Consider the following 21,765-nt stretch of genomic DNA (forward strand, 5'->3'; position numbering starts at 1 on the left):
TCTATTAAATCATTAATTAATTGTTGTGATTCTAATGAAACATTAGTTAAACTTGAACCCTGAGGACTAGTTAAAGATTCAACCTTCTTATTTTGAATTTCTACTTCAAGCTCTTTTAACTCATTTTCTTTTACCTTTATAATAGTATCATACTTTTCAATGATACTATTTCTATTTTTTTCAAGGAAGTCATTTAAATGTATTTGCCCCTCATCAGTTGATAAAAACTCATGAATAAACTTAGGTAGACCTGATACTAACCATGACTCAGTACCCTTTAAAATTTTAGTTGTGGACTACAAAGTATGATGTTTGGCTTTATGTCTATTGCGATAGTCAAACATCAGGTTTAGACTTGCTAAATGGTTTTCCTTCTTTTTGGAGAAGCAGGTTGTTTTTCTGACGAACCGTCTGTTTCTGGCTCTGATGCAAGTATTCACGCCTTCTATGTTTTTAGTGTAAGCTTTTCCTATCGTGTGCTTTGTCGGGGGGATTACCTGAGCAAACGCTTTCCAATGATCAGTACAATATTGTTCTATTTCCACTCCTTTTAGCTTTTTGAGTAGCTGGCGTACTGTTTTAGCGCTTCGGCCGCCACAACTATAAGCCAGTACTTCATCTGTTTGGGGACAGTAAGCATACAACAACCAGTATTTTCCTTTCTTGCGCTTTCCGACAAAGCTCCAGACTTCATCGATCTGTACGGATCTATAATGCTTTTGGGTTGGTTGAATCTTAAGGGCATTCCCCTGTCGGCACAAGTTGCTTAGCACACACTTTCTACTCACTTCCAGCAACTTTTCAATGTCACGAACACCATTATTTCTTTCCAGAAGACGCCGTATCAACCGCTTGGTAGTCGGATCCGCTCCTCTATAGCGATATATTGGCTGAAATTGCTTCTGGCAATTACGACATAGAAGGTTCTGAGAACCATTCTTTTTCTTGCCATTTTTTACTACCTTGCTGCTCTGGCAGTGGGGACAGTTTATTTTGATCTGAACTTCGAACATTCCATCATCTTAAACACTTCACTGCCTCTTTTTATCCCATCATACTTTCTTTACCACTACCAAAATTTTTTTAAGTTTATCCAACTTTAAATCATCCCCAGGGTTAACTACAGGAATTTGGTTTAAATGTTTAAAAAGGTCTTTAACATTTTTTTCTTCAATATTGGCTAGATTTCCAATATTTTTTCTACCCCACTCTAAAATATCTTCATTACTTCCATAATAAATAACTTCTTTATGAATGGATGTATTTGCAAGTAATACTAAAGCATTAAACACAAAATTATTCCCATTATCTGATATCAAATACTTTGATATTTGATTTATATTAAATTTAAATATACATTTATCATATTCATTGCTTAAATTTAACTCTGAATGTGTAACTGGTCTCAATTGAACATTATAATATTCATCATCAGCTTCATCTTCTTCCTTTTGGAGTAAGAATGGGCCATAAACATAATCAGAATTGTTTGACTTTATAAATACATATGTAATTGGGAGAAAATTTACTACTAATTTAAAAGATTTATCAGGGTCAAAGTTCTTTTCAAATATAGGACAAAGTTGATATTTTTTTGGATCTTCCGCTTTATCTCCTATTACACTGTATTTAGCGCTTGAAGGTATTTCTGGTAAAAACTTGGGACTATCTTCATATCCATTAATAAAAAACAATTCTTTATTTGTGTAAACTTCATCAATTTTATCAAATTTACTGTAAACAAATAGTTGTCCTCTATTTGGGAATTCATTGATTGTTACTTCCTTAAATGCTTCATCACTGTTAGAAATACCTAAAACTTTTATTATACCTGTATATGAACTTGAGGAATCACCATGTGACTCCTTCCTTACAATTAACCTATCTGATAAATTCTGCATTTATTTTTTTTATTTAATTATTAAATATAATAGTTAGTGAATTGTTTTCTAGAATAATTCAAAAAATACACTATATATTTAATAAGGTTTGTATTTGTTACCCATTTTTTAAATATTTTATTACAATAACTTTAAAATTTAAGTAAGGGCTTTCACCCTTACCTAATTTACCTAATTGCAATTAGTAAACTTGGCTACGTTCTTTCAGTGGTTTTTTATTGAAGGAGAAACCGTCTCAAAGAACTATGGCCTAAGAAATACAGCATAACTCCTACTATTCGCCAGTTGTCTTTCGAAAAGAAAGAAAAGATAATAAGTAGTCTACCTTAGGCGAGTAATGATATAGTGAAGGGGAGGGTAATGACGAAAGCAGTAGTAAGGATAATAACTGCCAAATACTTTGAAAAGAATAATCCTAGAGTCCCAACCAATTACCTGGCTGACTTCAACTTTATCTCCAGCTATAAAGTCTTTTGAATTTACTATGCAAGTAACTTGAAAGGGACAGGATGCCCTATATAACCTGTATGGTGAAAGAAATAAACAACTATCCTCATCTACAGTACTATCGTAATCCTCTTCCTCATTCGATACATATATCATATAGCTTGTTCGTTGTTGATGAGTTACATAATAAAAAGAGTAGCTTGAGCTACTCCTTTAACTAATCTAAGCAGCAGCTCTGAGTACTGGCTTAGTAAATACTTCCTGCTCCATTGTTCTAGGATTGGGATTATAGTAGTATGTATGGCGCAAGGTAATTATTTCGCCTGTCGATGGAAGAGCGTATTCATAGGGGTCGCAATCCATTTTCTCAATACTACCTGGCATTGTTTTTCCTTTGAGTCCTTCACAGATAACATCATTAAAAGTACAGGAGATGGTACAAGTCTTCGCTGTCGCATAGAACCTACCTGTCTCTTTAGATTGTACCATTTCAATATCACTTTGCAATACTAAAACGTTAAATGTTTTGCCATCCTGGGCAGTTCTTTTCTTGAAGTCGATAATAGATACCATTGTGTTAGAGAATTAAAAGAGTTATAAATAGCGAAGGACCCTGTGCCCAACGCAGAAGTAAGCTAGGGGGCAGTCTACTATGTTATCTCACGAAAGGACGGGCTTAAAAAAATATAAAATATAAAAATTATATTATATAGACAGTAGCAGTAAATAGAGTTATGACAATAAAGATGTTGAAACCTTCTACCAATTGTGTTTTTAATAATATTATAAACAATGAAGGTATATTACTACATAACTTATCTTTGGCATAGACTACTAAGTGTATGGTAGGAAAGTGGATAAGTAGGGGTTTGTAATTCTTGTCAAAGATAAAATGACGATATACCTTATACTTCTTTTGGAAGGACCACGAAGCGAGTAATCTAATGTACTCGTATAGACTCTATAGTTTACATTAAAGCTATATTATGTAATGTGTAGACTTTTATAAAGGGTAATATTATGCTAAAATCCCATCGTATGCATAGGCTTGCGAAAGCACAGACCCTAAAAAACTATTAAACCAAGTTTAATAGACCAGAGTATTACATGATATTTATATTACTTTTATTCTCCTATATAAGAGTGGAGTGTCACAAATATTAAAACATGGAAATTCAATATTCCTCTTTAGCTAAACCAACAGGGTTGGATAGGTTTTATTATTTGCTGAATGGTGAAGAACAAATAGGTTATGTGGAAGGACATTTGAATAACTATGGTGAGTTAGTTCCAGTTGTCCAAATTTATTCTGGATACCAAAGATTAGGTTTAGGATTTGAAGCTTTTAAAAAGGTATTTGATGAGCTTAATGAACTATCCCCAATTACTAAGATACTTGGTAGCTGGCACAAAGGAAGAGAGTTTGCCCATTGTAAAGATGGTATGTCAAGTAACCTGCGAATATTCTTAAATTGTAGAAGTCAGCACAACAGTGATTCAGAATGCGCATTGCAAACACCTACAGGTAAATGGGCTGCTAAGTTAGGGTTTAACAAATGTAAGGTTCTGAGTATTTCATCAGATGAAGTAAATGTGGAATTTTTTAAATGAAAAGCTTTAATTTGAATAAAATCTTTAATGCAATTTCTAGGGTAGATAGGCAGGTTAGGTAACCTATTTTTCAAACTTATTATATAAGTGCAAATACTTTTAAAAACTAAGCTACCTTACCTACCTGCCTTTTCTAGAAACTATTCCATCTTCTCAATACTATCAACTACGGGTATTTCCTTTAGATAATAGACCTTTACCCCTTCTCCTTTCTTACCAGTCTCGAACTTATGCCTTTGCAAGGCTTTCGCTAATCTGGTCTTATTCGCCTGGTTTACTTCAATACTTTCCTTCTGACTTAGATAGGTAAGTATATCTGTATTGGACTTATAAAGATTACTCGCTTTTGTTGCAGGTTCGAAATACTTAAGTAATAGCTCTTCCTCAATCGTAGTAACCTGAAATTCTTCGTTGTTCTTATTAATAACATCAGCATCACTAGAATCAAACCAGAACTGAAAACCACTTTTCCACAAGGAATAAGCTTGGGCGTATACCAAGTCCAGATTAATCTTGTGAAGGTGATCAATCTTTAAGGTTTCGAAGGTTAAGAACCTTCTACTTCCAGTAGGGTCATTAAGAAACTCACGATTATTGACTGTTCCTGCAAAAGAAGCTCTCCTGATTAGGTTTTCACTATGAGTATTGTAAGGTCTTCTTATCTTTATATGGAGTTTCGTCATTAACTCCTTTAGGGAACCCAAACTAGTTCTGTTTAAAGTTTCTAGTTCATCCATGAAGATAAAAAGGCACTCAGCTAAATAGACTTCAGAATCCTTATTCTTTGGATTTATTGTACCTGAAAAAGCGTATTCCTTTAATGGCTTTGGTACCAGCTTATTCATCCAGGTAGTCTTACCAACAGCTTGTTTACCTGTGAATACAATAGCTGTTTGGTTAACTGCCTCATTATCTAAGGCGCAAGCGATAACCCCTACGATCCATTTTTTTAAACAGTACTTCCAGAACTTATCGTTATGGGTTTTTACAGTACTAGCTAAAGTCTCGATATGGTCTTCTTGCTGGTCCCATGTGGGCAATCCTTCAAAGTAGGAGGTAAACGGGTCATATTGCTGACTAAAATCTGAGTGAAGAAGCCTTCTTAAACTATCAGCAGAACAATCATTATCATCATTCTTAATTTCCCTTATTATACTGTTAAAAGCTGTTTCATCTAATACCTGAAAGGCTTTTGCTGGCTTTTTAGCATAATAGATTCTATCATTAACTTTATTAACTTTAAAGGTGTACCATTTTTTTAGGTAGTACTCTATCCCTTGATGGTACGTTAAACTTCTTCTACTTGTCATCGCTTCTCACTGGTTTAAAGGGCTCAGGAACCAACTCTACTCCATAAATTAGATTGTTATTTATCAGAAGGCTAAATATTTCTTTGAATCCAGTTGAAGTAATATAAACATCGCCTTCGTTGAGTTTACCCTTATGAGGCTTCATTTCCTCATTTAGAAACCAACTATCTTCTAAACTTTCCTGACACTGAGAATAACCTAAGTTTATTACTCCTAGTCGCATCATATAATTTAAAAATTGCTCCTCAGTCATATAAAAGAGCACAGCTGCTTCCCTTATGCTAAGGATATTAATTTCACCTTTTCCAAGACAACGCTCTCTAACTTGTTGTCTCAAAATTGATTCTTCTCTTGAAGTTTTCATTTTGTCAATCATATATGTGTTTAAAAATGCCAAACCTATGGCATTCATTTATCTCGAGAGGGTAACCAACTTATATGCATTGATAATGCACTGGCAAGCGTAGCTCATCCCCTCTAAACAGACAAGTATACTAGACTACTATTAATCGATTTGGTTGGTACCTTAAGTAGTGCTTAGCGACTTGCATGTCACAAACATACGAGTTAAATAGGGCTACAATATGTAACTAAAATCAAGTGTAGAGAAAGGTGTAGAGTGTAGAGCTATTGGACTACTAGCTCCACAAGTATAATTTGGCAGATAAGAAAGAAAATTAATTGTTATGATTGGGAGGAAAAAAATTAAGGTGTAGAGGAGCAAAGGTGCTGAACTATCCTTAATATGTTCTCCTGATTTGCGGGGTATTTCGCAAGACGTAATTCGTTGTTAGTAAACGTCTCTCCGTTAGATTTCTTAAACCAAGATCTAGTTATTTCCCAATGACCTTGGTCTGGAATTTCTTCGATTAAATGTTGATTTTGCAACTGGTGAATCAGTAAACGCAATTGGCCATTACTGCCTTTCCAGATAACAGGAGTAGGTTTAAGGAGGGCATTATTTCCAAAAATTGTAGTTAAAGCAAGTTTAACCAAATTCTTATTTGTTTTATTCACCCTTACTGAGAATTCTGATACTAATCCAGTATTTATCAATTCAGTTGAAAATACATTCAACTTTTTCTCAGCTTCCGATATTGCACTAAATCTTTCTCTAAAAAATTTAGGATTAATATCATGAGCCTGCTTAAGAGCTGTATAAGTAAAAGTGGTAGGTAAATCTGTTTTAGAAATATGAGAGGATTTTATATCAAGTGAAATGTTTTGAGAAGGTGTCTTTAAAAGTCGATTATATACAATTTTAATCTCTTGTTCTAAATATAAAAGTGATTCTGCAATAGAAGGGTATTTTTGATATATGTCATTTTGGGATACATCATTTATTAATGTATTTATTTGCTCTAGAATATCGAATAAGTATTCTTTTTTTTCTATCCTAGTAGAGTATTCCTTAAGTTCCCAACTAATTAGGTGAAGTGCTTTTTTCTGTTCTTTTTCTACTAATAATTTTAGAGAAATCAATATAGTAAAAGGCTGGCCATACTCATCATAATGTATGTAGGATGCTGTTCCATTTTCTATATTAAACTCATAATAAGGATCCTCAAGTTTATCAGTTAGATGTAATGCTTCCCACTCTTGTAATCCCCCTATTCTTATTAAATCTATAAAGTACTCTAATGCAACCATGGATATTCTATTATTAGCTTATGGTCTATCAATTGAAAACTACCTTATACAATTAAACGAATTTAGGTTCTATTTAGCAAGCTTCTTTCTTAAAGCTTGGGTAGAAGCTGCTATAAGGGTATTAGTTACTTTGGCGTAGATTTGGGTTGTATTTATATTATCATGACCTAAAATTTGCTTTAGGACTTCCATAGGAACACCATTCTGAAGGGCTATAGTAGTAGCAAATGTATGTCTTCCAATATGGACAGTTAGTTTCTTCCTAATACCACATATATCAGCTATTTCTTTAAGGTAAGCATTAAACTTTTGATTAGAAGGGATTGGAAGTAGAAAACCTGAAGTTATTACTCTTTCATGCTCCTTATACTTTTCCAGAATGGCCTTTGCAGGTGAAAGAAGAGGTATAGTACATGGATTACCTGTCTTCTTACGCTCAGTATATATCCACTCCTCCCCATCAATACCAATACTTAGGTTTGACATCCTAAGGTGCTTTGCATCAATAAAAGCTAAACCAGTATAACAGGTAAATAGGAACATATCTTTTATAATCTCCAACCTCTGAAAATTAAACCTGGTATTTTTTAATAGCTCTAATTCTCCTTCATTCAATGGGAGTCTTACAACCTTATCCTTAGACATAGAATGTAAGAGAAAAGGGTCTTTTTCCAAGTAATTATACTTCAATGCTATTTTAATCGCCTTTTTAAGGCGTTGGACATGTTTAATAGCTCCATTTTGCCTACACTTCCCTTTTGTCTTCAGGTATAACTCAAAGTCAGCTATAAACTTATAAGAGAGTTCTTTTAACTTAAAGTCTTTTACCTTGTACTCCAAATAAATAAAATTTCTAATATGGTTCTCAGAAGCTTTATAAGCATTATAACAGCTAAAGCTAAACTCCACTCCTATTTTAGCTTTAACATCTTTTACTAACTTAGTGAAAACATCCAACAGGGTAAGCTGCTTTTCTTCTATCCCCAAAATACCATTCTTTATAGCATCCAGGTCAATATCTTTTCCTTCTTCTATTAGTTTATTATAATGTTGCTTGGCTCTAAGTTTAAATAGCTCGATGGTATCGTTTATTGTCTTAGAATAAATAGATTTCCCTTTAACTTTCCCTTGATTGGAATCCCACAGCTCAGGCTTAATGTAATGTTTAGTGGCTATTTCACTTATTTTACCATCAATGGTAAGTCTCATAATAACAGGTACTTCTCTTAGCTTATTGGTCTTAGTTCTTCTGACCATTGCTAAGATGGAAAATGTGCGTGTAGTTTTCATGGTTCTTGCTTATTATACAGACCATTTGAACACTACTTACTCAATCATAAATTGAACTATATCAGCAACTTACAAAACATTCAGTGACCTAAAACATTCTAATACTTAAGGTCACTAAATGGGTCACTAAATTCTAAGTGTTTTAGATAAGTTGATAGGCTATAAAGTAAAAAACCCTGCAACTAGAAGAAGTTACAAGGTTTTATTTTTATTTGTGCGCGCGGGGAGATTCGAACTCCCACACCCGTAAGGCACCACCCCCTCAAGATGGCGTGTCTACCAGTTTCACCACGTGCGCAATACGGTAACAGAGCACAAATGTACGTATCTTTTATAAGTCGCACAATACCACTTTTTATAAAATTATGGATAGCCTTATTTTGGCCCTAGTATATAAAAATACTTTCTCCGGCCCGAATACTTAACTAAAAACCCATGCCGTTACCGAATAGGTGCCAGCATGGGTTTAAAAAGTATAGTGTAAAATAGCGCTTAAAATCTAACTTTAAAAAAGTTAAAAGCAAAATTTAACTTTAAATTACTGAGCCGCAGCAGTATCAGGAGTAGTAGTGGTGGCAGCTGAATCAACGCCCATAGCATCAGTAGAGGCGCTGTCAGTAGTAGTTGCATCAGAACCTTCAGTAGTTTCAGTAGAAGCACCTTCTTGTTTCGTTCCAGAGTTACCGCAAGAAGTAAAAGCAAAAGTTAAAGCAGTTAAAGCTACGAAGGCGAATTTTGATAAGTTTTTCATTGTTGTGGATAATTTAAAAGAGTTTCGAGTTAATTTCACCTTCATACTGCAAATGAGAAAAGGTAACCCAACTAAAAAATAATTTTTCCCGGGTTACATTTGTAGCCCGAGAAGTATTAAAGAAAGAATTTAATGCATAAAGCACTTTATTTTTCGGATGAAGCTATCATTCACGGAATAGTAAATGACGATGAGGAAGCATTAGCCTACCTGTACCGGATTCACTTTCCCATGATTTTAAACTTTATTCAGAACAACAGCGGCACCGACGACGAAGCAAAAGATATTTACCAAGAAAGCATTATTGTTTTCTACGAAAAGATTAAAGCGGGCACTCTGGAACTTAACTGCCAGATTAAAACGTACTTATACTCAGTATGCCGGCGGCTTTGGCTCAAACGGCTTACCGAGAAAAGCAAATACTCCGGCTCCGTGAATGATTCGGATGTTTATTTAAATTTATTAAGCGATGCGCCTGCTATAGAGGAAAACGACCAAAAGTTTAGCACTATGGAGCAGGCTTTGCATCAATTAGGAGAGCCTTGCCGGACGTTATTAGAAGATTATTACTTTCAGGATTTATCGATGCAGCTGATAACCGAAAAATTTGGTTACACGAACGCCGATAACGCCAAGAATCAAAAATATAAGTGCCTGATGCGCCTGAAAAAACTATTTTTTAGTTTGTATAAAATGCAGGTGTAAGCAAGAGCCCAAAGTTTAAATTAATTATTTAAATATTGGCGACGCCCTTGTTGATTCGCCAATTAAAACCATGACAGAGAGAGAAACTTTCGTTTTAATTGAACGCTACTTGTCCGGTGAGCTTTCCGGAGAGGAGCAGTTCGATTTTGACCAACACCGGCGAAACGATCCGGTTTTTGCCGATCGTTACCGCGACTACCAGGAGTTTCATGGAGCCATGCAGGTTTATAAAACCCGTACCGCCCTGAAACAAAAATTAGAAGTTATTCATGCCGCCGAAATAACCCCATCTTTAGCGCCTAAACCAGCCGAACTACCTATTATTCCATCTTCTTGGCGGGTATTCTGGAACCAGCATTTTGCGACGATGGCGGTGGCGGCCTCCGTAGCCGTTATCACCGTATTCGGCAGTTTACTCAGTATAGATGCCTGGCGTTCGGTTAAAAAACAACAAAATGCCCGTTATTCGGAATTGCGGCGCGAAGTAGATCAAATTAAACGCAGCCAGCGGGAGCTCATTCAGGATATTTCCGGAATTCCGCCGGTCCGGAATTCTCAAAAAGATGTGCGGCCCGCCTCTTTTAGCGGCACTGGCTTTCTGTTAAACGCCGACGGTTATTTTGTTACCAGTTACCACGTCATTAAAGATGCCGATTCCGTTTACATTGAAAACCACAAAGGGCTGCGTTATAAGGTGAAAGAAGTTTATAAAGACAAACTGCACGATTTGGCTATTTTAAAAATTGTAGATTCTAATTTTACTTCATTAGGTTATTTGCCTTACGCCTTTAAATCCAGTCCGGCCGATTTAGGCGATAAAGTTTATACTTTAGGTTTCCCCCGCGAAGATATGGTATACGGCGAAGGTTCTTTAAGCTCCCGCAGTGGTTTTGAAGGCGATACTACTGCTTATCAAATTTCTATTCCGGTAAACCCAGGTAACAGCGGCGGGCCATTAATTGATAGTCAAGGTAATTTAATTGGCGTAATTAGCGGCAAGCAAATCGGTCAGGAAGGCACTGCTTTCGCGGTTAAATCGGCTTACCTGAAAGACTTAATTCAGGGAATGGGGAAAGATACTTTAACGGAGCCCATCTATTTGTCGCGGCGCAATAACTTAGCTGGTTTAGCCCGCACGCAGCAGATAAAGAAATTACAGGATTATGTATTTATGGTTAAAATCTACAATTGATTTTTAACCAACATTTTCCAGAAAAGGCTTCTCTTGCACTGTAAAAGCCTTTTTTATTCAAAATCTTACTTAGCTCTACTCCCCTATTTATTTGTTTTTTGTAAAATTAACTTTATTAATTCCGTTAAATAAGTACCTGTGCTCGGTCCAAAAAAATTCATGTCGTGAGTTTCGTACTTTTTATGGTTAAAGTATTTCTCTGGGGTTACGTAACCAATATAACTGCCATTGAAACTGGTAACTACTACTTTCTGGTTACGAGCCGAAGCAGTAGTAGAGATCTCCGGCAATAACTCTCCGGAGAAATCGCAGGGAGTACCAATAAATACCGTAGATCCTACTTGCAGCAACGATAAACCGGCCGGGTATTTACCAAAGACAGTGTAAAACAGCCAAGGACGAAAACGCCGCTTTTCCCCATACCGCCACTGCGGTTTGTTCAAGTCTATCGCAAAATAAGCGTTGCTTAAATCTGTCTGGAAAGTAAGAGATAAATTTTGGGAGTAGTTTTGAATTTTATTCGCCAAACCTTCGGCTAAGTTAGCTACCTTGGTGTAGTTCTCGCCGGGAGCTTGTGGTCCGTGACTGCCAACGGCTCCCGCCCCAAAAGCGGCCATATTTAATTGCATTTTTTGTTCCAATAAACTTACCAAAGCTCCCGGATATTCCGCCGATAAACGAAGATCATTAGAAGCTACGGAAGTTGGATGCGCCGCAAAAGTACAAATCAAAGCTTTTTCTCCGGAAATTTTCTGAAAGTGCATCACCCGGATTAAAGTATCTAAATTGCCTTTATTCCCCACTAAACGGTTGTATACAAACTCGGGAGCGGGAATTTCCTGGTAGCCAATAGAAGCTGTAGTTGCATTATTCTCGGCCTGTTCAATGGTTTGGGCTATGGCTTCCGTTGTTTTGTTTACCAGTTCTTGGTTGTATTTACCAGCTATTATTCTACCGGCTAACTTTTTGCCCCAACCGCCAAAACTGTAATGCGTGTGGGTAGCCGTCAGGTAAATATTGTTTAAAGTATAGCCCTTATTTACAAGTAGTTGCTGCAAACGTTCGGTGATACGCATGGGCATAATAAGCAAATCAGCTGTTACCCAAGCGGCTTTGTAGTTGCCTTTTCTAAAAACAAAAGCCCGTACCCAAACAGAATCATGCACTTGTTCGTATTTCTTGCCTTTTCGTTTACCATAACCTGCCATGGGTACCGGTTTAGGCGGCGTCATATTTATTTTAAACCAACCTACTTGAATGGTATCATTAGAGCTAGAGGAAATCAGCGGCAACTCCGCTATTCTTTTTTTCGATTGCTGATAATATTGGGTGGTTGGGTAAGGAGTAGTATCCAGCTTTTGGGTGATACAACTTTGGCAGCTCAAAAGCAAGCCAATAATAAACAGCGGAAAGCCCTTCAAAATTAATTAATAACAGTAATTAAAAAACAGTTGAAATGCAAATGTAAAATTATCTTTTAGAAATCTGGTTCAAATAATTATTGAATAAAATTAAAATCTTCTTTATTCAGTATATGATTTCCCGATTTATGAGCCACCCATTTAACTTGTTGTTTTATCAGGTAGGTGTAAAGCATGGTACTCCGCTTATTCTCGTGGCCTAATAATCTTTGAACGGTAGTAATATCTTTTCCGCTCTCCAGCAAATGTGCCGCATAACTATGCCGCAACGACTAACAACAGGCATTTTTATTAAGTTGAGCCGTTTTTAAGGCTTGTTTCAGGGCTTTTTGCAATACGCTTTCGTGCAAATGAAACCGAATTTCCTGATCCGTAGCAACATGCTTAGACCGCCTAACGGCCGGAAAAAGATACTGCCAGGCCAGTGTTTTCGCTTCAGCGGAATTTTTGTTGCGCACTGTTGCAGGTATATCTACTTCGCCAAAACCAAGGTTTAAATCTTCCTGATGGATAGTGGCTACTTTGCGCATCTGAAGCTGCAATTCAGATTTCAGAGAAGCTGGGAAAAATAAGACCCGGTTCTTTAATCGTAATTGTTTATTTTCGAAATCTACATCCCGGATTCGCAGGGTAAGGCCTTCCGTAATTTTTAAGCCACAGCTGTATAGTAAAGCCGCCATTAACCGGGGTGCTCCTCTTAAATGAGTAAAAAGTACGTCTATTTCCTTTTTAGTTAAAATAGCCGGCGTGGAGCGGTAATGTTTCAGCCGCGAGAAATAAATTTTAGTCAGAGGTTGGTGCACCACTTCGTTATACAAAAATAAAAGGGCGCAATGTGCCTGGTTTTGGGTAGAAGCAGATTTTTTGCCTTTCAGCGAAAGATAATTCAGGAATGCTGCTACTTCTTTCTCTCCCATTTCCCGCGGATTCTGTTTTCCGTGAAAAAGAAAAAATCGAAAAATCCAGTCGCAGTAAGCTGCTTCCGTGCGGGGACTGAGATGCTGCGCCTGCATAGTTTTTCGGACCTGATCAATAAGCTGAGAAGCTGTTTCCATGTAGCAGACCAATTTGCATTAATTCACCTTAAAAATTATTAATTTTAGTAAGGAAATATCAATCAACAAGTAGCGTGTTTTTCTTCTCTTGCCGATTTTACAATTTAAAATCACATATCTACCCTAATTGCGAAATAAATGAATCAATTCAAACTTGTGCTGGCACTTTTATGCCCACTTTAGAGCGTTTATCAATGCGGGAAGTACTATTTTAATTTTAAAGTTTTTTCCTCTATATCTAGCATTCACTTCTACCCGCAACAAAAAAGCCTTGGTTACCAAGGCTTTCTTTTGATGTTGATGGGTAGTGTTTAATTTTTAATTAATGGAACAGTCGCTTGTACACTGCTGCCATTTAAATAAAGAACGTACACGCCCGTAGCTAAATCCTGGATGTTTAGGACAATGGTGTTTTTACCGCTAGTTACGGAAACAGGCCGCGTTTTAATTTTTCGGCCTTGTGCGTCCATTATGTCAATAGCAGCTGTACCACTAGCAACGGCGGAAAACGCCAGATTTACTTTGTCTTGGGCGGGATTAGGATAAAGCCTGGTTACCGTTACTCGGCGTAATTTAATATCTACAGCAATTATTTTACTATACTTACTGATAGCATTGAAATCTACCTGCTTTAAACGGTAATAGGCCGTTCCGGACAAAGAAGCCAGGTCAATAAAGGAGTATTCCTTCATCTGGTTACTGGTTCCTGCTGCTTTCACCTGGCCAATGCTGGTAAAAGTTTTACCATCGGAACTACGCTCTATCACAAAATAATCGCTGTTTTTTTCTGAAGCCGTTGCCCAAGTAAGGATAACCTGACTATTTATATTTTTGACTTCGAACTTTAATAACTCTACGGGTAAAGGCACTATATTTTCTACACTCCGAAAATCGGCTACGTTATTTGATACCGAAGGACTTACCACCATCCCAAAGTTATTCGCGTCAAATAAATCTACTAATCCATCCTTATCTGTATCGCGGTAGTAGGTAGCATTACTCGCACTTAAAAAGTTAGGATTAGCTCCTTGTTTTTCGAGCCAGTCGGGCACATTATCTCCATCCTGAAAAGTATTACTATCGGTAGTCAGGTAATATCCCCGATTAGAAGATGCTTCAAAAGCCTGAGCTCTTTGCAGTAAATTATCCAATGCCTTCTTATCGTGATTACTATCGAAGGCTTCGTAGTAATCGCTACTAGTATCATTATCCGAATCCAAATCTAAATAATCGGGCAGGTTGTCGCTGATTACATAAGCGCCATCGGTATTAATAGGAATAAGTGGCTGACCATTTTCCGTGCCATCGTAAACGCTCACAATTCCATCACTATCGTCATCTATTTGGTTCGGGGCAATGTAACCAGCGGTTGTTTGGGCTTCTACGTTATCCGGAATGCCGTCATTATCTGCATCTAAATCCAGAAAATCCAAGAAAGAATCGCCATCTGAATCGGGCATGGGCAAGCTGGTAATACCATTATCCGCACTGGTTTCAGCAAAATCCGGCATACCATTGGTACCCACAACACCACCATATCGGCCAAGCGTTGCATTATAATTGCTAGGGGCTATGCCACGATTAGCCTCCCGGGTATTGGCAATACCATCCCCGTCCATATCTAAATCTAAGCTGTTAATTATTCCGTCCAGGTCAATATCAAACCAGTCGTTAATCTGGTCGTTATTTATATCGCGGAAGGCCCCGTATTTGGGATGTACAAAAGTAGGGTCGTAATAATTAAAATTACCATCGTTGTTTGCGTCGCCGTAGGGATCAATATTGCTATTGGAAATAAGATCGGTAATACCATCGTTATTATCATCTATATCCGAAAAGTCGCTTATGCCATCCCCATCCCGGTCCTGGGTTAAAATTAAGGTAATCGCTTTATCAGTGGTACCACCCGTGGCATCTAAGGTACGCACGGTAATAGGGTAAGATCCCGGACGTACTAGGAAGCGGTTGCTCACAATAATATGTCCGTCGGGCATGGTAACCCCGTTCGGAAGTGGACCAGCAATTAAAGTAGTGCTAGTAACAGCGCCGTCATCGTCGGTGAAGGTAGCCAGTATGTCGTTGTTTCTATAATCATAAAAGTTTTTGGCGGTGAATACAATAACAGCAGCTTCGGCATCCGGTAGAAAAGTTAAGGTTACCGAAGGGGTAGATTGACCACCTAAAGGATCGGTAGTTTTTACTTGAAAGGAATACGAACCGGGAACCAACAAACTTTTATCGGCAACGGTAAATTCACCGGTGGTAGTATTAAAAGCTACTCCCGCCGGCAAAGTTCCGGAAGTAATTTGGGCGGTAGAAATAGCCCCGTCCGGGTCAGCAACGGTGGCTAGGCTTTGCCCGTTAGTATACGAATCTACGTTGCGGGCCGCCACTGCAGTATAAACGGCTGGCTGATGAATAAGAACATTATTGAAAACTGTATTCACGGAATTGTTGCTGGCAACAGCATCGTATTCGGTAGCAGCTGATTTACTGGATTGAACTGTATATTGGCCGGCAGCAGTTGGTATCACCGTAAAAGTAATTGTTGTAGAAGTAGATTTGGCCAGGTTTCCAATTTGCCAGATACCGGTAGAAGGATTATAAGAACCTACAGCAGGATTAGCGCTAACCAAGGTTAAACCAGCCGGTAAAACGTGCGTAACGGCCAAAGCAGTAGCATCATTCGCGCCGTTATTGGTAGCGGTAATGGTAAATGTTGCTTGCTGACTAGTGAAATAAGGAGGACTGCTTTGCGCACTGGTTAAAGCAATATCGGCGGCTTCCTGTACATTAATCGTGATAGTAGCATCATTATTAGCCGGAACAGGGTCTGTCTGACTCTGACCAGTCTTAGAAATTATAATATTGGTAGTACCTGTGGCAGAAGGTAGGGTTTCAACTTTAAAAGTAGCGCTTGCTCCGGGTGCTAAGGTGCCCACATTCCAGTAACCAGTTAGCGGATCGTACGTACCTTGGCTGGTAGTAATTCCCTGGACATTTACATTACTGCCGGAAGGGCGGTTATCATAGTAAATAATACCTGTTGCCGCATCTGGACCATTGTTAGTAATAGTGCCGGTAAAAGTAGTTGGCGTTACCCCGTTATAATAAGGACCCGGAGTAACGCTAAAACTAGCCGATACATCCGCGCTGGCTCCTACCGAAATAGTATTCTCCGAACTGTTATTGGCACTAACTTTATCGTTCTCGTTTTGAGCGGTTTTAGTAGCGGTAGTAGTAAAAGTACCCGCCTGCGTAGGTTTGGCCACTAAAGTAAGAGTTTGAGTAGCATTAAGCGCAATGTTTCCTATGTCCCAAATGCCGCTAGTAACATCGTAGGTACCGGAAGTAGCCGTAGCGCGCACGAATTGCAATCCATTAGGTAACTTATCGGTAATTTTAATGCCCGAGCCAGGGCTTGGCCCTAAATTTTTAGCGCTTACGGTATACGTTACTTCCGTGCCGTTGCTATAAGGAGCTGCCGAAACGGTGTTAGTTACTTCAATATCAGAAGCGGGATTGACATATATGGAGGCAAAATCTTCGTTATTGCCCGGATTACTATCGTACTGCGTTTCGCCGGATTTACTCACTAAAAAGGATATGGCACCCGAACGAATAAGTTTACCGGTGAGCGTGATAGTTGCCTCTTCACCAGGTGCCAGCGACGGGATATCCCAATAACCCGTTGCACGGTTATACGTTCCGGTAGTAGTGGTCGTGTTTATGGTAGGAATATCAAATGCTCCGGGCCGATTATCGTAAAATTGAACATTAGTAGCTGTATTGGGACCATTGTTGCGCACTTTAGCGGTAAATACCGGGAAATCGCCGACATAAAAAGGACCGTTTCCTACCGTTATGTTTATTCCAATATCTGCATTTGGATTTACCGAAATAGTTCGGCCTTCCGAATTATTTCCCGGAACATTATCATTCTCGGTGGTAGCTTGAGCGGTTTTAGAAGCAAGGGTAACTTGGTCGCCAATTGTATTTGGTTCTACCGTTAGCACTAAAGTTTGGGTAACCCCGCTGCCAATACTCCCTATGTTCCAAACGCCGGATGTACTGTTGTAAGTACCTACGCTGGGAACGGCACTAATTAAGGTTAAACCAGCTGGTAACACATCTGTAACCTGCACCCCAGAAGTAGCATCCGGACCGTTATTCTTTGCGGTAACGGTAAATGTAGTTTGCACTTTGTTGTAATAAGGCCCAGGTGCTGCTGTATTGGTTACCACAATATCTGCCACTGGTTTAGCATTCACGTTTATGGAATTGGAGGCGGCATTATTACTGGTTTGACTATCGTGAATACTTGAATTACTTACCGAAGCCGTAGTAGTAATTGTACTGGTAGTATTGGGAGCCGCCACTAAGGTTAAAGTTTGAGAAGCACCATTCGCCAGGGCACCTACCGTCCATATCCCGGTGGTTGAATTATAGGTACCCGTGGAAGCAGTATAACTTTTAAAAGTAAGCCCGGCCGGTAATTGATCGGTTATAGAAACGGCGCTGGTGGCATCCGGACCATTGTTCGTTACTGTTACCGTATAGGTAACATCGGTACCTACTACGTAAGGACTTGCCGATACGGTATTAGTTACCGCTAAATCAGCATTAGCCGTTACGTTGATACTGGCAGTGGCTTGGTCATTGCTAAGTACATTATCAAATTCAGTAGCCCCGTTCTTACTGGCAGTAGTTGAAATAGGCCCGGTAGTAGTAGGTTTCACCACTAAAGTTAAAGTTGCCTGGGTATTAACCACCAAATTACCCACGTCCCAGATGCCTGTGGCTGAATTGTAGGTACCATCAGAGGGAGTAGCACTAACTAGTTGCAAACCAGCTGGCAGTTGATCCAGTACGCTTACGTTCGTGGCATTACTAATTCCATTGTTTCTAGCCGTAACCGTAAAAGTGGTATTTACTCCATTGTAGTGAGGTCCGGCTGCTGCGGTATGGGTGATGGCAATATCGGCGGAAGGATTTGGATAAATAGTATTGGAAGATGAATTATTTGCTGGTACTGCATCGTATTCCGTTTGCGCCGCAACTGCCGCCGTAGTAGTTATGGAATTAGTAGTGTTAGGAGTAGCTCTAATAGTAAGGGTAACAGTAGCATCTTTCGCTAGTGATCCGATAGACCAATTACCAGTGGTATTATCGTAAGTACCCACCGAAGGAGTGGCACTATTAAAAGTTAAACCTGCCGGTAACAAATCTTTAATTATTACTCCGGAAGCTGCATCCGGACCTGCATTATTTACCGTAACGGTGTAAGTTGTTTGCACGCCTCGGTAATAAGGTCCGGCAGCTACAGAATTGGTAACTATTAAATCGGCATTAGCGCTTACGTTAATACTGGCGCTTGCCGCATCGTTTGCAGTATTGTTATCAAACTCGTTTTCGGCAGTTTTAGTAGCGGTGGTTCCAATATTACCGATGGTTTTAGGTTTCACCAATAAAGTTAAGGTAGCGGTAGCGGTGTTCGCTAAACTGGCTATGGTCCAGTTACCGCTAGTGCTATTATACGTTCCGGTACTAGGAGTAGCACTTACTAGTTCTAAACTAGCCGGTAGTTGATCCAGAATAGTAATCCCGGTAGCTGTATTTGGGCCGTTGTTTTTAGCTGTTACGGTAAAAGTAGTATTAACCCCGTTGTAGTAAGGACCAGCAGCTACTGCATTGGTTACGGCTACGTCCGCGGGAGTACCGACACTTATGGTATTAGAAGCCGAATTATTAGTTGTTACCTCATCGGGTTCCGTTTGGTTAGTTATAGTGGCAGAAGTAGTAATATTACCTGCGGCATTAGGTATTGCTTTTATAGTTAAAGTAGTGCTGGCACCATTCGCTAGACTACCAATTGTCCAGGCTCCATTGGTAGAATTATAGGAACCAATAACCGGAGTAGCACTCACAAATGTTAAGCCGGCTGGTAATAAATCGGTAATTACTAAGCCGGTGGAGCTGGCTGAGCTGTTATTGGTGGCAGTTACGGTGTACGTAACTTCCTTGCCTACGTAATAAGCGCCGGCGCTTACGGTATTGGTTACCGCTACATCCACCGGCAATTTAACGGTTACATCTTCGGAAGTAGCCGAAGTACCGGTATAATTGCTGCCGGGTACATCGGCACCCGCACTCGCACCTGTTTCATAGGTTTTATTATCCGCAGAAACAATATCCATTGTTACTAACCTGGAAAAACTAGTTCGGGTAGGGTCTAAATAACTGGCTGAGGCTGAATTCTGGATGGCGGTATTTAAAGCAGCGCTATTGCTGATATTTACCGTAAATATAATTTGCACCGAACCTCCTGAGGGAATATAGAACGTTCCCCAAGTAGGGGTAGCGGTTCCGGCCGCCGGAGAAATTGTAGCAGTAGTAGTAGTTAAAACAGCTGCTTTGGAAGCCGTTAGTCCGGCATCGTCGTAACTACCGGTGCCCAAAGTAATGGAAGTAGTAGCATTATAGGTAACATTGGCGGGCAGAGCATCTGTAACCCTTACTCCTTGGGCACTGCCCCCCGTGTTATTTACCGTAATGGTATAAGTTGCTTGGGTACCACCCGACAATCGGTATACTGTTGGCGTAGAAGTTGATTTAACAACTGTTAAAATAGGTAAACAACCCGCCCCGGAAGCGCTATTGGTTAATTGACCAGAAGTAACAGCATTATTTAAAATTCCGGTGGTTCCAGAAGTCGCGCCATAAGCAACCGGAGTAGCAGTGGCAGTTAAAGTTAATCCGTTAGTTCCTCCGGCTACGCTACTTGCCGCCGCTAAGGCAGAAGAGGAAAAAATTACCCCACCCCCGCCTCCGCCGCCAGGTCCGTGCGAAGAGCCCCCCCCAGTGTTTGATCCTCCCGTGCCACCTGTTGCTGTTACCGTAATCGTGTTGATGGCACCACTGGCAGCGGTAATCAACACGCTTCCCCCTGCTCCTCCTCCACCACTGCCATCGTTGGTAACAGAAGTGTTGCCGCTAGCTCCGTTAGCATTAATGGTACCTGTTCCCGTAATAGTCCCCGCTCGCACCATTACAATACCACCACCGGCGGCGCCACTGCTGGCTAAACCGTTAAGCAAGTTACCCGAGCCATTATTGGTGGAACCCGCACCGCCACCACCTCCCATCACTAACCTACCAGGTGCTACAACATTAAAACCCGTTCCTCCAAAACCACCTACTGTTGCACCACTACTCCAGGCATTGCCACCTTTTCCACCAGTTCCTCCATTAGCACCACCGCCACCACCAGAATTCTGGTCATTAGCCGTTGGGTTACCATCATTACCACCCCCACCCGCATTACCCGGCGCTCCGCGACCCATGCTGCCATTTACGTAACCTTCCACGGCAGTATTTAGTAAAGCTCCGTTAGCAAATACGTTGGCGGGCGTACCCGCCGTACCTTCCCCTTTTTGAGCATTAGCTGCCTGCGTAGATAAAGAACGGTAATCGCCATTTAATAAACCAGTTGTACCTGCTAACACCCGTCCGGCACCTCCCCGAAAACCCGCTCCCGCAGCATTAATGGTTTGACCGTTAAAATTTAATCGTCCGGCTACATCCATTGCCACTACTCCGCCCGTACTTCCATTCCAAGGGGTAGCAGTTATCCCGGCTGTTAAAGTGATGGCACTAAATTGCGGTACTCGAATTACCTGGTAACGAAATTGGCCGGTAGTTCCTGCAGCTCCATAATCAGAAGTGCTATAAGCATTAACTGTACCGCTGGTTAGGTTAAGTGTACCGCCAGAAGTAGCAACGTTATTGGCTGCCAAAGCATACTCATATTTACCGGCAATAAAGTTAGCATTAGATATATTTCCCGAAGCAGTAGTAGTACCTGCCCCGTAGGCCGAGGTATTACTAGTACTTATATCTGCCCCCTGCATTTGAATAATTAAAATTAAATCGCCTTTATTAATAGGAGTAGTACTACCCGTGGATGTACCTAGAGATAAAGAAGTAGAGCCTGCAGCCACGATTCCGGAACCGGGATAATACGTATTAACTGTTGCAGTATTAGTAGTGGGTGAACCATCCTTTCCGGGAGAGATACAGACCTGTGCCTTTGTGTATAAGCCAGCTACCAGAAATAATGCACAAACAAATATAAATCGAGACAAATAGTAATACATATGAAACCAAGCCCTTTGAAAAACCTTTTTAATATTATCTTTTCAAGAATTTCAAGTACAAAATCAATCCTGCGGAACTAGAAAGATTTATTGTTTAAATACAACATACAACTTAAATAAATACCGTAAATAAATGCTTATACAAATGAATTAATGAATTAAACTTTATAACAGGTTCTAGTAATATAATTTCATTATACCCTTTAATACCGGGTTAAGTGCAATCATATTTATAACATAATCCAAAATACATCTTTAGTAATACGGACATATACT

At 39.5% G+C, this 21,765-nt stretch carries 15 protein-coding genes and 1 tRNA gene; 3 read left to right on the forward strand and 13 right to left on the reverse strand.

The genetic code is table 11. The features are described 5' to 3' along the window. Positions 1-296: 296 nt before the first annotated feature. From AHMF7605_RS06840 to AHMF7605_RS06850, 3 genes are all read right to left on the reverse strand, one after another. On the reverse strand, positions 297-1,013 hold the full coding sequence (locus tag AHMF7605_RS06840; protein WP_106925291.1) for an IS1 family transposase: 717 nt from the start codon (positions 1,011-1,013) through the stop codon (positions 297-299). Positions 1,014-1,052: 39 nt separating this feature from the next. Next, positions 1,053-1,901, reverse strand: a complete 849-nt coding sequence (locus AHMF7605_RS06845; RefSeq protein ID WP_106927717.1) for a hypothetical protein — start codon at positions 1,899-1,901, stop codon at positions 1,053-1,055. 669 nt (positions 1,902-2,570) lie between these two features. After that, complete coding sequence (locus tag AHMF7605_RS06850) at positions 2,571-2,921, reverse strand: hypothetical protein (protein WP_106927719.1); 351 nt, start codon at positions 2,919-2,921, stop codon at positions 2,571-2,573. Between the two features lie 594 nt (positions 2,922-3,515). Here AHMF7605_RS06850 and AHMF7605_RS06855 point away from each other — a divergent pair. Beyond that, complete coding sequence (locus AHMF7605_RS06855; protein WP_106927721.1) at positions 3,516-3,959, forward strand: hypothetical protein; 444 nt, start codon at positions 3,516-3,518, stop codon at positions 3,957-3,959. Between the two features lie 140 nt (positions 3,960-4,099). On the opposite strand, the gene AHMF7605_RS06860 is transcribed toward AHMF7605_RS06855, so the two are convergent. From AHMF7605_RS06860 to AHMF7605_RS06885, 6 genes are all read right to left on the reverse strand, one after another. Then, the gene (locus AHMF7605_RS06860; RefSeq protein ID WP_106927723.1) at positions 4,100-5,269 is read right to left on the reverse strand and encodes a VapE domain-containing protein; all 1,170 of its coding nucleotides are present in this window, start codon (positions 5,267-5,269) and stop codon (positions 4,100-4,102) included. Continuing rightward, entirely contained in the window at positions 5,259-5,681 is a 423-nt protein-coding gene (locus tag AHMF7605_RS06865; protein WP_146153528.1) for a hypothetical protein, read from the reverse strand. Before AHMF7605_RS06865 ends, AHMF7605_RS06860 begins: the two co-directional genes overlap by 11 nt. Before the next feature lie 293 nt (positions 5,682-5,974). Continuing rightward, positions 5,975-6,919, reverse strand: coding sequence for a hypothetical protein (locus tag AHMF7605_RS06870; RefSeq protein ID WP_106927727.1), 945 nt, complete (start codon positions 6,917-6,919; stop codon positions 5,975-5,977). 69 nt (positions 6,920-6,988) lie between these two features. Next, positions 6,989-8,209, reverse strand: a complete 1,221-nt coding sequence (locus AHMF7605_RS06875; RefSeq protein ID WP_106927729.1) for a site-specific integrase — start codon at positions 8,207-8,209, stop codon at positions 6,989-6,991. Positions 8,210-8,424: 215 nt separating this feature from the next. Continuing rightward, a tRNA-Leu gene (locus tag AHMF7605_RS06880) sits at positions 8,425-8,507 on the reverse strand. A 240-nt stretch (positions 8,508-8,747) separates the two neighbouring features. Next, positions 8,748-8,960 carry a hypothetical protein gene (locus tag AHMF7605_RS06885; RefSeq protein ID WP_106927731.1) on the reverse strand — a complete coding sequence of 71 codons (213 nt, stop codon included), beginning with the start codon at positions 8,958-8,960 and terminating at the stop codon, positions 8,748-8,750. 132 nt (positions 8,961-9,092) lie between these two features. Between AHMF7605_RS06885 and AHMF7605_RS06890 the strand changes: the two genes are divergently transcribed. Both AHMF7605_RS06890 and AHMF7605_RS06895 read left to right on the forward strand, forming a co-directional pair. Then, positions 9,093-9,665 carry an RNA polymerase sigma factor gene (locus tag AHMF7605_RS06890; protein WP_106927733.1) on the forward strand — a complete coding sequence of 191 codons (573 nt, stop codon included), beginning with the start codon at positions 9,093-9,095 and terminating at the stop codon, positions 9,663-9,665. Positions 9,666-9,735: 70 nt separating this feature from the next. Further along, positions 9,736-10,857 (forward strand): S1 family peptidase, encoded by a 1,122-nt coding sequence (locus AHMF7605_RS06895; RefSeq protein ID WP_106927735.1) that lies wholly within the window; start codon positions 9,736-9,738, stop codon positions 10,855-10,857. Positions 10,858-10,940: 83 nt separating this feature from the next. Here the strand turns inward: AHMF7605_RS06895 and AHMF7605_RS06900 are convergent, their stop codons facing one another. From AHMF7605_RS06900 to AHMF7605_RS06915, 4 genes are all read right to left on the reverse strand, one after another. Continuing rightward, positions 10,941-12,278, reverse strand: a complete 1,338-nt coding sequence (locus AHMF7605_RS06900; RefSeq protein WP_106927737.1) for a neutral/alkaline non-lysosomal ceramidase N-terminal domain-containing protein — start codon at positions 12,276-12,278, stop codon at positions 10,941-10,943. A gap of 77 nt (positions 12,279-12,355) precedes the next feature. After that, positions 12,356-12,547: a tyrosine-type recombinase/integrase gene (locus tag AHMF7605_RS06905; protein ID WP_106927739.1), complete on the reverse strand. Its 192-nt coding sequence runs from the start codon at positions 12,545-12,547 to the stop codon at positions 12,356-12,358. A gap of 3 nt (positions 12,548-12,550) precedes the next feature. Next, positions 12,551-13,333, reverse strand: a complete 783-nt coding sequence (locus AHMF7605_RS06910) for a phage integrase N-terminal SAM-like domain-containing protein (protein ID WP_106927741.1) — start codon at positions 13,331-13,333, stop codon at positions 12,551-12,553. Between the two features lie 311 nt (positions 13,334-13,644). Then, positions 13,645-21,477, reverse strand: coding sequence for a T9SS type A sorting domain-containing protein (locus AHMF7605_RS06915; protein WP_146153529.1), 7,833 nt, complete (start codon positions 21,475-21,477; stop codon positions 13,645-13,647). Positions 21,478-21,765 lie beyond the last annotated feature (288 nt).

Origin of the sequence: Adhaeribacter arboris (assembly GCF_003023845.1) — a bacterium.
GTDB lineage: Bacteria > Bacteroidota > Bacteroidia > Cytophagales > Hymenobacteraceae > Adhaeribacter > Adhaeribacter arboris.

Coding starts and splice junctions, on each gene's coding strand:
- AHMF7605_RS06840 (WP_106925291.1), bottom strand. CDS start 1,013: ATGTTCGAAGTTCAGATCAAAATAAACTGTCCCCACTGCCAGAGCAGC.
- AHMF7605_RS06845 (WP_106927717.1), bottom strand. CDS start 1,901: ATGCAGAATTTATCAGATAGGTTAATTGTAAGGAAGGAGTCACATGGT.
- AHMF7605_RS06850 (WP_106927719.1), bottom strand. CDS start 2,921: ATGGTATCTATTATCGACTTCAAGAAAAGAACTGCCCAGGATGGCAAA.
- AHMF7605_RS06855 (WP_106927721.1), top strand. CDS start 3,516: ATGGAAATTCAATATTCCTCTTTAGCTAAACCAACAGGGTTGGATAGG.
- AHMF7605_RS06860 (WP_106927723.1), bottom strand. CDS start 5,269: ATGACAAGTAGAAGAAGTTTAACGTACCATCAAGGGATAGAGTACTAC.
- AHMF7605_RS06865 (WP_146153528.1), bottom strand. CDS start 5,681: ATGAATGCCATAGGTTTGGCATTTTTAAACACATATATGATTGACAAA.
- AHMF7605_RS06870 (WP_106927727.1), bottom strand. CDS start 6,919: ATGGTTGCATTAGAGTACTTTATAGATTTAATAAGAATAGGGGGATTA.
- AHMF7605_RS06875 (WP_106927729.1), bottom strand. CDS start 8,209: ATGAAAACTACACGCACATTTTCCATCTTAGCAATGGTCAGAAGAACT.
- AHMF7605_RS06885 (WP_106927731.1), bottom strand. CDS start 8,960: ATGAAAAACTTATCAAAATTCGCCTTCGTAGCTTTAACTGCTTTAACT.
- AHMF7605_RS06890 (WP_106927733.1), top strand. CDS start 9,093: ATGCATAAAGCACTTTATTTTTCGGATGAAGCTATCATTCACGGAATA.
- AHMF7605_RS06895 (WP_106927735.1), top strand. CDS start 9,736: ATGACAGAGAGAGAAACTTTCGTTTTAATTGAACGCTACTTGTCCGGT.
- AHMF7605_RS06910 (WP_106927741.1), bottom strand. CDS start 13,333: ATGGAAACAGCTTCTCAGCTTATTGATCAGGTCCGAAAAACTATGCAG.